The organism is Mycobacterium sp. (genome assembly GCF_049585075.1).
In the GTDB taxonomy this organism is placed as follows: Bacteria; Actinomycetota; Actinomycetes; order Mycobacteriales; family Mycobacteriaceae; genus Mycobacterium.
Genome location: NZ_JBAUZA010000309.1, coordinates 1 through 12032 on the forward strand (window position 1 = coordinate 1; position 12032 = coordinate 12032).

The window sequence follows — 12032 nt, forward strand, 5'->3', positions numbered from 1 at the left end:
CATGTACTCAGCGGGATAGTTCGCCTTGAGGTACGCCGTCCAGTACGACACCAGGCCATAACCGGCCGCGTGCGACTTGTTGAACGCGTAGTCGGCGAACGGCAAGATGGTGTCCCACAGCGCTTTGATGGCCTTGGCCGAAAATCCGTTGGCCTGCATGCCTTCTGAGAAGCCCTCGAACTCCTTCTCGAGCACCTCGCGCTTCTTCTTACCCATGGCCTTACGCAGAATGTCGGCTCGGGCGAGCGAGTAGCCGGCCACTTTCTGCGCGATGCGCATGATCTGCTCCTGATACACGATCAGGCCGTACGTTTCGGCGAGGATCTCGCGCAGCGGCTCCTCGAGCTCAGGGTGAATCGGTTTGATCGCCTGCCGGTTGTTCTTGCGATCGGCGTAGTCGTTGTGGGCGTTCATGCCCATCGGGCCGGGCCGATACAGCGCCAGCACGGCGACGATGTCCTCGAAGCCGGTGGGCTGCATGCGGCGCAGCAGGTCGCGCATCGGCCCGCCGTCGAGTTGGAACACCCCCAGCGTGTCGCCACGACCGAGCAGCGCGAAGGTCGCGGGGTCGTCCAGCGGCACCGACTCAAGGTCCAGGTCGATTCCCCGGTTCGCTTTGATGTTCTCGATCGCGTCGCCAATGATCGTCAGGTTGCGCAGCCCGAGGAAGTCCATCTTCAACAGGCCGATGGCCTCGCACGACGGGTAGTCCCAGCCGGTGATGATCGCGCCGTCTTGCGGCCGCTTCCACAGTGGGATCGCCTCGGTCAGCGGCTCACTGCTCATGATCACCGCGCAGGCGTGCACGCCTGCGTTACGGATCAGCCCTTCCAGGCCGCGCGCGGTTTGGTAGATCGTCCGCACATCGGGGTCGGTGTCGATCAGACCGCGAACCTCGGCGGCTTCCTTGTAGCGCTCGTGGTTGGGGTCGGTGATGCCCGACAACGGGATGTCTTTGGCCATGATCGCCGGCGGCAACGCCTTGGTGATCCGGTCGGCGATCGCGAAACCGGGCTGCCCGTAGTGGATCCGGGCCGAGTCCTTCAGCGCCGCTTTGGTTTTGATCGTGCCGAAGGTGATGACCTGGGCAACGCGGTCGTGTCCCCACTTCTCAGCGGCGTAGCGGACCATTTCGCCGCGGCGGCGGTCGTCGAAGTCGATGTCGATGTCGGGCATCGAGGTGCGCTCGGGGTTGAGGAACCGCTCGAACAGCAGACCGTGCGGGATCGGGTCGATGTCGGTGATGCCCAGTGCGTAGGCCACCAGCGACCCGGCGGCAGAGCCGCGACCCGGGCCGACCCGGATGTCGACCGACCGCGCGTAGTTGATCAGGTCGGCGACGATCAGGAAGTAGGACGGAAAACCCTTGTCGCAGATGACTTCAATCTCGTAGGCGGCCCGCTGGGCGTAGCCGTCGGGCATGTCGGCGCCGAACCGGCGGTGCAGGCCGGCGTCGACCTCGTGGCGCAGCCAGGACGCTTGGTCGTGCCCGTCGGGCACCGGAAAGACCGGCATCCGGTCGCGCGGTGCCCACACCTCGGCATAGGAGCTCACCCGCTCGCCGATCAGCAGGGTGGCATCGCAGGCCCCGGCAACCTGGCCGTCCCAGATCGCGCGCATCTCGGCGGCGGACTTCAGGTAGTAGCCGTCGCCGTCGAACTTGAACCGGTTCGGATCCGACAACGTCTTGCCGGTCTGCACACACAGCAGCGCCTCGTGGTTGTGCGCGGCGTCTCGGGTGACGTAGTGGCAGTCGTTGGTGGCCAGCGGCGGGATGTTCAGCGTGCGACCGATTTCCAGCAGCCCCTCGCGGACTCGGCGTTCGATGTCGAGCCCGTGGTCCATCAACTCGAGGAAGTAGTTCTCCGCCCCGAAGATCTCCCGCCACTTGGCGGCGGACTCGAGCGCTTCGCGGCGCTGCCCGAGCCGCAGCCGCGTCTGCACCTCGCCGGAGGGGCAGCCGGTGGTGCCGATGATGCCGGCCGCGTGCTCGGCGATCAGCTCGGCATCCATTCGCGACCACTTGCCGAGCTGGCCCTCGAAAGACGCCAGCGACGACAGCTTGAACAAGTTCCGCAGACCGGTCGCGTTCTCGGCGACCATCGTCAGGTGGGTGTAGGAGCCGCTGCCGGACACGTCGTCGCTCTTCTGCCCGGGGTCGCCCCACAGGATGCGGCGAGTGTCAAAACGGGTGCCGGGAGCGACGTAGGCCTCGACGCCGATGATCGGTTTGATACCCGCCGCCGTTGCCGTGTTGTAGAACTCGCTGGCACCGAACATGTTGCCGTGGTCGGTCATCCCGATCGCGGACATCTCCAGCCGCTGCGCCTCGGCCAGCATCGGCGCGATCTTCGCGGCACCGTCCAACATCGAGTACTCGGTGTGGTTATGCAGGTGCACGAACGAAGGGTTCATAGGGTCGCCAGTCTATGGCCGTGCACCGACGCAACTCCGGCGTGTCGCGCCACGTGTCTTGCTGTGCCGCCAATTCATGAGCGAAGCGCGACGATCTCCGACTCGGTGCCATCTGCGACCTCGGTGTGCTTCTCGTGTCGGCCCGCACCCGCATCCTGAAGCTGCGCGGTGTCGTCCGGCGCCTCGGAGGCTGGTCCGGAATCGGTCGTAGGTGTCTGTTCTGAGCGCGGCGGTAACCGGGACGGCCACCAGTTCGCCTGTCCGACCAGCACGGCGATGGCGGGCACTGTGATGGTGCGCACCAGGAAGGTATCCAGCAGAAGCCCGGTCCCGATAATGAAACCTGCCTGCACCAAGGTGTTGATGCTGGCGAACATCATCCCGAACATCGAGGCGGCGAAAATGACGCCCGCGGCAGTGATCACGCCACCCGTCGACCCCACCGTGTGGATAACCCCGGCGCGGATACCGTGGGGAGACTCATCCCGAAGTCTCGAGATGAGCAACAAGTTGTAATCGGCGCCCATGGCGACCAACACGATGAACGTCAGTCCCGGGACGCTCCATGTCAATCCCTGGTGGAGCATGAATTGAAAGACGATGACCCCGAGACCGAGTGCCGACAGGTAGGAGACCACCACCGAAGCTATCAGGTACAGCGGGGCGACAATGGCACGCAGCAGCGCGACCAAAATCAGGAACACAATCAGAATGGTCATGCCGATGATGAGCCGAATGTCTTGGTTGTAATAGGCACGCGTATCTCGGAGCATCGCGGTGACTCCCGATACTGATATCGAGGCGTTGGTCAGCGTGGCATTCGGGTGAGGCCCCCGGGCAGCGTCGACGATCTTATGGATCTGATTCATGCCATCGGTGCCGAAGGGGTTGAGTTTGGTTTGTACCAAGTACCGCGCGGTGTGCCCGTCAGGCGAGATGAAAGACGTTAGGGCACTGGTCAATCCTCCGGCTATATGTGTGGTTTGGTGGACCAGCGCCTTGATCCCGTCGATCAGTTGCCGAATGGCTTCGGAGTAAGTGTGCGCGTCGCGCTGCGGATCGGGCTGTCGGTCCTTGACGTCGGTGGGATCGCCGATTCCCATTGCCCGCAAGTCGTTTGCGGCGTCATTGAGTACTTGACGCATATTCCGCGCTGCCAACTCGATGGTCTTCGCATCTGGCAAGGACTGCAGCTTCTCCGCAAAACCACCGATCTTCTGCAGCGCTCCGCCATCGCTCTCGGTCGTGGCACCGACGTCCAGCACCGTCACCGGCGCGGCATTGAGAGTATTGGCGATCTCTGCAACGTCGAGGTTCAGCGCGAAGCCGAGGGCACGCACGGTGCTGACGAACATGGCGGCATCGTCGGCTTCCCCAGCCGGTTTGCCTTGTTCGCCATCGTCGGGCGATCCGCTGTCGGTATTGGCGAGGGGGTAGAGCATGCCGGCCACGTTGGGAAACGCGTCAACTCCCCCACCGTCCGAGTCGGCGTCCGTATTGCCCGCAAAAGCGGAACCGTTGGACGGGCCGTTGGCTGCGCCGCCAACCGCAGACGTTTGGCCTTTCGATTTTCCGGTGGGAGGTGGGGCTCCTCGGATCGTCGCGATATCGGAGAGTTGCTTCACCCGTTGTTCCATCTGCTTCAGGTCGGCGAGGGCTGCTGGTTCGCGCAGGTCGCGTCGGGATTGGACGACAAGGTACTCAGGGATGGTGGCGTTCAACGGGAAATGTTGGGCCAGCGTGGCATATCCGACCGCGCTTTCGACGGACTTGGGAAGCGTTTTGCTGTCGTCGTAGTTGTAGCGGGCCAACGTGGCGCAGCCGGCCAGAACGATCAGCACTGTCAGGCTGGCGATCAGATGGGCCACGGGCCGGTGCGCGATGCGTTCCCCCAGGTGCCGCCAAAAGCGGGCCGTGAGGTCGCGGCGTGGCCGGATCCAACCGCGTGGCCCGGCGAGGACCAGCAGTGCCGGAAGGAAAGTCAGGGCGGCCAGCAGCGCCACCGCAATGGAAATCGCCAGCGCCGGACCGATTGTTCGGAAGGCTCCCAAATGGGTGAAGCTCATCCCAAGAAAGGTGATTGACACCGTGGCGGCCGAGCCGGCGATCACTTTGCCGATCGACGTTAACGCCTTCAGGACTGCTTGATTCGAGTCCTCGCCTTGCCGCAAATAGTCGTGGTAACGGCTGATGAGAAACACGGCGTAATCAATGCCGGCGCCCGCCATCATCGTCGTCATCAACGTAATCGTCTGGGTGGTAACGCCTAAACCGAGTTCGGCAATTCCAGCCACAATGGCCTGCGCGGTCATCACCGATACGCCGATCGTGATTAGCGGCAACATCATGGTGACCGGATTTCGATAAATGACGAACAAGATGGTCAAGACCATGAGCACGACGGCGGTCTCGATCACATGCATATCGCGAATACCGATGTACATGAGGTCATCGCCGCTGGCCGCGGGGCCGGTCAGGTTTGCCCTCAGCGTGGACCCCGCGACGGTGTGTTTGACGATGTCGGCGACCCGGCCGAAGGCCGCGTGCAGGTCGGGTGAACCCACTGCGCCGGCGATCACCATTGGCAGGTACCAGGCTTTATGATCCTTGCTGGTCATGGCCTCGCGCAGGGCCGGTGTGGTAATAAAATCCTGCATCATGACGATGTCTCGCGTGTCCGGCCGCAGGTTGTCGGCCAGTGCGCGGTAGATCGCCTCGTCGGAGGGATCCAATCCCGTCTCGTCGGTCAGAACCACCAACAGGACGTTCTCGTTCTCCGACCCCGACTGGTGAAACGCCTCGGATATCTGTTTTGTCGTGACCAGCACTGGGGCGTCGGACGGCAGGATAGCTACCGGCCGCTCGTTAGCCATTTTCGTCAGCGGTGGAAGCGTCACCGACAGCACGGCGGCGAGCGCGACCCAGAACCCAATCACGACCCATGGCCAGCGCACCACAAAGACGCCTAACCGACCGAACAGGCCGTTGGCTTCGGGCATAGTGGCTACCTGCGCCCCCCGCGACATCCGGCTAGGTTACCGGCAATTTGCCCGATCGGCGGGTCTTCGGCGCAGCGGGTCCTTCGCGCCTAACCGCGCAATTTGCGTCCAATCCGCAGCGCGGGTAACAGCACACTGCGCGGCGTGAACCGACCGCCGAGGCTGGCCACCTTCGGCACCAGCCCGGGCACCACGCTTCGTTTCCCGTCGAGCATCCCCGCAATCGCAGCTTCGGCGACGTCATGGGGCGAGACCTGCGCAAACCCCATGTTGACGTGTTCTGCGTCGGCGATTTGCGCCCACTCGGTCGGCACCGGGCCCGGACACAAGACCGTGCACGAAACGCCCGTTCCGTGCAGCCCCTCGTGGACGGCTTCGGAGAAAGTCTGGACGAATGCCTTGGTGGCCGAATAGACCGCCATGCCCGGCAACGGCTGGAACGCCGCGATCGAGGCGATATTGAGCACCGCACCGGCGCCGCGATCGACCATTCCGGGCAGCGCGGCATGGGTGAGCTCCATCAGCGCGAGCGCGTTGAGCGTGACCTGTTCGGATTCCCGCTCGAGCGGCAACGTGTGGAACACCCCACTGGTGCCGAAGCCGGCGCTGTTGCACAAGCCCGCTACCGGTTCGCTGCGCAACCGCTCAGCCAGTTTTTCCCGAGACCCGGCGTCGGACAGGTCGAGTGGCATCACGTCGACGTCCACCGAGTATTGGGTGTGCAGCTCACCGGCGAGGTCGTCGAGGCGTTCCCGCCGGCGAGCGACCAGCACCAGCGGGTAACCGCGCCGGGCCAGACCGCCGGCCAGCTCGGTGCCGATGCCCGACGAGGCGCCGGTGATGAAGACGGCAGCCTGGTTGCTTGGTTTCGGAAGGCTCATCGATTGCTCACCTGTTTCCTACCAGTGGATTCCGCGGGTGGCCCGCACGAACGTTTCGCTTCTCGTATCGAATTCTGGTGTGCGAGTGTCGGATTCGTCTCCCTTGGCTGCTGACGAGTCACCGAAGATGCTGAATGCTCGGCTGCGCACCCGGTCCATGACGGCCGGGTTGAGGGCGTCGGCGACGGCAGCGAATTGCCCGAACGGTGAGCTGGCCCGGCGGGGTCGGTGCACGATCGCATCGGTGATCACGCCGGCCGCCTGGTCGGGCGTGAGCGCGGGGAACTTGTCATACATCGTGGTCGGGCTGATCATCGGCGTGCGCACCAGCGCCATGTGCACGGTGGTGAACTTGATGTCGTCGCTGACCACTTCGGCTTGCAGTGCGTCGCACAGGCTGTCCAACGCTGCCTTGCTGGCGATGTACGCGCCGAACCGCGGTGCGCGGGTCTGCACGCCGACCGAGGACACGTTGATGATTTGCCCAAATCCCCGTTCCCGCATGCCCGGAATGAATTTCAGAATGAGCTGTACCGCGCCGAGGTAGTTCAGCTGCATCGTGCGCTGATAGTCGTGGATGCGGTCGTAGGACAGCGCCAGCGAGCGCCGAATCGATCGTCCGGCGTTGTTGATCAGCATGTCGACGCCGCCGAGATCGGACAGCACCTTGTCGGCCATCTCGGCAATTGCATCCATGTCGGACAGATCGCACGGGTAAACATGCGCGGTGCCGCCACTGCTGCGGATTTCGGTTTCGACCTTCTCCAGTTTTTCCTGAGTCCGCGCCACTAGCACCACCTCGCCGCCGGCCTCGGCGATCTTCTTGGCGGTCGCCTCGCCGATGCCCGACGATCCACCGGTGATGAGGGTGATCGTGCCGTCGACGGCGTCGTGCAGTGTGCGGCCCTGTACGGCATCGAGCAGGTTACGCAGATAGAAGGGTCGGTATCGGCCGGCCGAATTCGGAGTGTTGACGAGGTTGGACACGGCGGCGAACGGCTTCTCGACGAGACCGGTCAGATCGCCCAGATTCATAGGTTTCTCGCTCCCCGTGATGTTCTCTCCTGGATTCCTCACCGAGTCTTCACTACCACGGTCGAACTTTTCGGTGATTCTCTGGCAATCGGCTTGTTACGCCGGGTAATCGCTCGGTGACGAGGCTCTAACTGTCGGGCAACCGCTGGATGGTGCGCTATCGGCATGCGAATCCGCTCACTTTTCCGCAAGCCGAAGGCGGACACCGTCTACGACCGGATCGGCGGCCGCCAGGCCCTCGAAGTCGTCGTCGAGGACTTCTATTGCCGCGTGCTTGACGACGACCATCTGTCGGGTTTTTTCGCCGGAACGAACATGAACCGGCTGAAGGGCAAGCAGGTCGAGTTCTTCGCGGCCGCACTCGGCGGCCCCGAGCGGTACGCCGGCGCATCGATGAAGCAGGTCCATCAGGGGCGTGGAATCACAATGGATCACTTCAACCTGGTGGCCGGGCATTTGACGGACTCGTTGTCGGCGGCGGGCGTGCCCGAACCGACGATTGCCGAAATCCTCGGTGCCATTTCACCATTGGCCGCTGATATCGCATCGGATCACGCCACGGCCGACGTCTGATCGGTCTATCATGCTTCGCCGAGCGTGCTTCGGCTGCGAATTATGTCGGCCTGACTCTCGCGTCGACGGCACGCTCGGCGAACCCCACCCTGACAGCGCGCCGTCCGATAACACGGCATAACAAGGGATTTCCAGACAGGCTCTACCACGTGCTCTAACTTGGTGTTCGTCAAGCTGAGGAGGCGGGCATGAGCGTGTACCGGGTCACCGAACTCATCGGAACGAGCCCCACGTCATGGGAGGACGCAGCGACCGAAGCTGTGCGACGAGCGCAGCAGACCATCGATGACATCCGTGTCGCCGAAGTCCTCGAGCAGGACATGGCGATGGACGAAACCGGTGGAATCACCTTCCGGACCAAGCTTCGGATCTCGTTCAAGATTCGGCCAGCCAATACCTCGGCAACCGGCTAGCGGGCGGCGAGGTTGTCGAGCCGGTCCTGTAGGTAGTCGGCCACGCCGCGATCCTTGGTGAGCTCAATCGCCCGTCGATACGCCAATCGGGCTTCGTCAACGCGCCCGGCGCGGGCCAGCAGGTGCGCGCGCGTCGTCCAGGCCGGCTGGAACCGCTGCACCGCCGGATCGGTGATCGTGTCCAGAGTCTGCAAACCCGCGTCCGGACCGTCGATCTCGGCGTCGACGGCCACCAGCGCGACCGCCCCACCCAACGACGGCGCAACCTGAAACAGAGCACGATGCAGGCGACGCAGCGCGGGCCAGTCCACCGGTCTGCTGCAGTGTGCCGACTGGATCGCCGCCTCGTATTGGTAGCGGCCCGGTCGACCAAAGCCGTGCGCCCGGCGCAGCAGCGCCTCGCCGCGGGCGATCAGCGCCGAGTCCCACAGTGCGGAGTCTTGTTCGTCGAGCGGCACGAACTCACCATCGCCCTTGCGCCGGGCCGCTCGGCGTGACTCCGACAAGCAGACCAGCGCCGCTAGACCCAGCGCCTCGGGTTCGTCAGGAAGCAGCTCGACGAGCACCAGCGCAAGCTGAAGCGCCTCAGCCGACAGCGATTCGACGAGCGCCGATCGCAAGCGCGGCGAAGCCGGGCGCAGCGGGTCGCCGCCATCAACGGCGGCATCGGCGGTCTGCCAGTCGATCGCATACGCGCCGTACACGGCCTCCAGCACGGCGGGCAACCGATCGTCGAGGTCGGCGCGGCCGGGCATAACGAACGGGATGCGGGCGTCGCGGATGCGGCGTTTGGCACGTACCAGCCGCTGGGCCATCGTCGCGGCGGGCACCGCGAACGCCTCAGCGATCGCCGCAGCATCCACGCCGAGCACCGTCTGAAGCATCAACGGGGTGCGGCAGTTGGCGGCGATCGCCGGGTGAGCGCAGACCAGCATCAGCTCCAAACGCCGATCTGAAATGACCTCGGCATTGAATTCAGTTGTATCGCAGGGTATTGCGGATAGCGGGTCAGTCATCCGGTAGGCGTGCGACTTCCAGTGGTCGCGCAACCGGTTACGTGCCACGGTGAGCACCCAGCCCTCCGGGTTGACGGGAATACCCTCGGTCGGCCAACGGGTCAGGGCTCGCTCCAGCGCGTCGGCGATGGCGTCCTCGGCGGCGGCGATGTCGCCGTTGCGCGCGGCGAGCACCGCCAGCAGCCGGCCGTAGCTGGTGTGAACCAGCTCGGCCACCCGATCCCCCGTCTCACTCAGGGCTGTACCAGCCTTTGCCGCTGGCGTAGGTGACCGCGACGGGACGGATCTCGACCGACCCCCAGCCGGCGGCCGGGCAGCGCTTCGCCCACGCCAACGCGGCATCCAGGTCGGGCACGTCGATGACGAATACGCCGCCGAGACGCTCCTTGGTGTCGGCGAACGGGCCGTCCTGGACGGTGGGAGTGCCGTTGCGCGCGGTGAATGTCGTCGACGCGACGGCCGACTGCAGCACCTGAGTACCGATCAGCACACCCGCCGCGTCGAGGTCGTCGGCGTAGCGGGCGAACGCGGCGCGCGCAGGGGCCATGTCCTCCTCGGTCAGACCGATCTCGGGTCCTTCCTGGTAGTGCATGAGCAGGCAGTACTGCATGTTGGTGTCCTTTCCGGCTTGATGATGTCACCTGAATGACGATCGAGACCCGGCCCGATCGACAATGCATACATGTCCCGAACATTCGAGGATTTGGTTACCGAGGCCGCTGCCGCGCCGGTGGACGGCTGGGATTTCTCCTGGCTGGACGGCCGCGCCACCGAACAGCGCCCGTCGTGGGGCTACCAGCGACAAATGAGCCAGCGGCTGGCCGCCGCGTCAGCGGCTTTGGACGTCGATACCGGCGGCGGCGAGGTCTTGGCCGGGGCGGAGAAATTCCCGCCGACGATGGCCGCCGTCGAATCGTGGCCGCCCAACGCGGCCCTCGCCACCAAACTGCTACACCCGCGCGGTGTCGTGGTGGTGGTAACCCGCGACGAGCCCGCGCTGCCGTTCGCCGAGGAGGCGTTCGACCTGGTGACCAGCCGGCATCCAATCTCGGTGCGGTGGAGCGAGATCGCCCGGGTGCTGCGCCCCGGCGGAACCTACTTCGCCCAGCAGATCGGACCCGCAACAATGGCCGAGCTGGTCGAATACTTCATCGGACCGCAGCCGGGAAAGTGGGCCGAGTTTCACCCGGATACCCAAGGCGCTCAAGCACGCTCGGCCGGGCTGCAGGTCATCGATCTGCGCTTGGAGCGCCTGCGCGTCGAGTTCTTCGACATCGGCGCCGTTATCTACTTTCTGCGCAAGGTGATCTGGACCGTGCCGGGTTTCACCGTCGATCGCTATCGCGAGCGGCTCCTCGAACTCCATGACCAGATCACCCGCGACGGGCTCTTCGTCGCGTCCTCATCCCGGGTCCTCGTGGAGGCCCGAAAGCCGCAGTGTTGAATTCATGCAACGATCAGCAGCATGAGCGCGCGTGACAATGACGCGCCCAACGTCGTGGGCGACGAGTGGTTCGAGGGTTTGCGACCCATCTGCCCACCACCGGCGAAGCCGCGAAGTATCGGACTGCTCACGAAATCAACTGCGACAACCCGACAGTCGCGCTGTTGTCACTTGAGATCGGCCGGGTGGAAACGCAATGGCTGGAAGAAGCCAAGAGCTACCCGCGGCGGGTCCGTAGCTAGCGTCAACCCTCAGCTCGTAACACGTCCAAGGCGTGCTGCAGATCCGGTGGATAGGGGCTGACGATCTCCATTTGCCGTCCGTCAGCTGGATGCACGAACGCCAGCGACCGGGCGTGCAGCCATTGACGTTCCAGCCCAAGCTTTTTCGCGAGCTTCGGATTTGCGCCGTAGGTCAGATCGCCACAGCACGGATGATGCAACGCGGCAAAGTGCACCCGGATCTGGTGTGTGCGGCCGGTTTCCAGATGCACGTCGAGCAGGCTCGCGGCAACAAAAGCTTCGATGGTGTCGTAGTGCGTGAGGCTGTGACGGCCGTTGGCGGTGACTGCGAACTTCCAGTCGTGGCCGCGGTGGCGGCCGATCGGCGCATCGATCGTGCCGCTGGACGGATCGGGGTGTCCTTGCACCAGCGCGTGGTAACGCTTGTCGACGGTGCGCTGCTTGAACGCGCGTTTGAGCAGGGTGTAGGCCCGCTCGGAGATCGCGACCACCATCACCCCGGAGGTACCGACGTCGAGGCGCTGCACGATGCCCTGCCGCTCGTGCACCCCGGAGGTGGTGATCCGGTAACCAGCCGCGGCCAGACCGCCGAGCACCGTCGGCCCCGTCCAGCCGACCGACGCATGCGCGGCCACCCCGGCCGGTTTGTCCACGGCTACGATGTCGTCGTCGGAGTACAGAATCGTCATGCCCACGACGTCGACGGGTGTGTTCTCCAACGGCGCCGGCGGCTCAGGCAACCGCACCTGTAGCCACGCACCGGCGGCCAGCCGATCCGACTTGCCGGCCGGCACACCGTCCAACTCGACGCCGCCATCCTCGGCCAGCGCGGCGGCGGCGGTGCGCGACAGACCCAGCAGCCGAGACAGCCCCGCGTCAACCCGCATACCCGCCAGGCCCTCCGGCACCGACATCGATCGGTCAGTCATCTCAGCGTTGGTCGGCACTGGTCCGGTCGGCGGTGCCGTCCTGCGGCTCGTCGTCGTCGCCGCCTTCGGCGGCCTCATCCGGTGG

Annotated in this window: 10 protein-coding genes and 1 pseudogene; 4 read left to right on the top strand and 7 right to left on the bottom strand. The window is 64.7% G+C overall.

Annotated features, from left to right (window positions below):
* The 4 genes from dnaE to WB785_RS14965 all read right to left on the bottom strand — a co-directional run.
* On the bottom strand, positions 1 to 2415 hold a 2415-nt coding region (gene dnaE, locus WB785_RS14950; RefSeq protein ID WP_424080109.1), incomplete at its 3' end, for a DNA polymerase III subunit alpha.
* Positions 2416 to 2489: 74 nt separating this feature from the next.
* A complete protein-coding gene (locus WB785_RS14955; RefSeq protein ID WP_424080110.1) occupies positions 2490 to 5441 on the bottom strand; it encodes an RND family transporter in 2952 nt (983 codons plus the stop codon).
* A gap of 62 nt (positions 5442 to 5503) precedes the next feature.
* Complete coding sequence (locus tag WB785_RS14960) at positions 5504 to 6295, bottom strand: SDR family NAD(P)-dependent oxidoreductase (protein ID WP_424080111.1); 792 nt, start codon at positions 6293 to 6295, stop codon at positions 5504 to 5506.
* An 18-nt stretch (positions 6296 to 6313) separates the two neighbouring features.
* Positions 6314 to 7330 (bottom strand): SDR family NAD(P)-dependent oxidoreductase, encoded by a 1017-nt coding sequence (locus tag WB785_RS14965; protein WP_424080112.1) that lies wholly within the window; start codon positions 7328 to 7330, stop codon positions 6314 to 6316.
* Positions 7331 to 7495: 165 nt separating this feature from the next.
* Here WB785_RS14965 and WB785_RS14970 point away from each other — a divergent pair, with 165 nt between their 5' ends.
* Positions 7496 to 7903: a group I truncated hemoglobin gene (locus tag WB785_RS14970; protein WP_424080113.1), complete on the top strand. Its 408-nt coding sequence runs from the start codon at positions 7496 to 7498 to the stop codon at positions 7901 to 7903.
* A gap of 188 nt (positions 7904 to 8091) precedes the next feature.
* A complete protein-coding gene (locus WB785_RS14975; protein ID WP_424080114.1) occupies positions 8092 to 8316 on the top strand; it encodes a dodecin family protein in 225 nt (74 codons plus the stop codon).
* Here WB785_RS14975 and WB785_RS14980 read toward each other — a convergent pair.
* Positions 8313 to 9548 carry an RNA polymerase sigma factor gene (locus tag WB785_RS14980; protein WP_424080115.1) on the bottom strand — a complete coding sequence of 412 codons (1236 nt, stop codon included), beginning with the start codon at positions 9546 to 9548 and terminating at the stop codon, positions 8313 to 8315. The two genes, WB785_RS14975 and WB785_RS14980, sit on opposite strands and share 4 nt — an antisense overlap.
* Positions 9549 to 9561: 13 nt before the next feature.
* Complete coding sequence (locus WB785_RS14985; RefSeq protein WP_424080116.1) at positions 9562 to 9942, bottom strand: YciI family protein; 381 nt, start codon at positions 9940 to 9942, stop codon at positions 9562 to 9564.
* Positions 9943 to 10014: 72 nt separating this feature from the next.
* On the opposite strand from WB785_RS14985, the gene WB785_RS14990 reads away from it, so the two are divergent.
* Both WB785_RS14990 and WB785_RS14995 read left to right on the top strand, forming a co-directional pair.
* Positions 10015 to 10776, top strand: coding sequence for a class I SAM-dependent methyltransferase (locus WB785_RS14990; protein ID WP_424080117.1), 762 nt, complete (start codon positions 10015 to 10017; stop codon positions 10774 to 10776).
* A 27-nt stretch (positions 10777 to 10803) separates the two neighbouring features.
* Positions 10804 to 11018: pseudogene (locus WB785_RS14995) on the top strand (hypothetical protein); the annotation flags it as partial.
* A 2-nt stretch (positions 11019 to 11020) separates the two neighbouring features.
* Here the strand turns inward: WB785_RS14995 and WB785_RS15000 are convergent.
* A complete protein-coding gene (locus tag WB785_RS15000; protein ID WP_424080118.1) occupies positions 11021 to 11947 on the bottom strand; it encodes an RluA family pseudouridine synthase in 927 nt (308 codons plus the stop codon).
* Between the last annotated feature and the right edge of the window lie 85 nt (positions 11948 to 12032).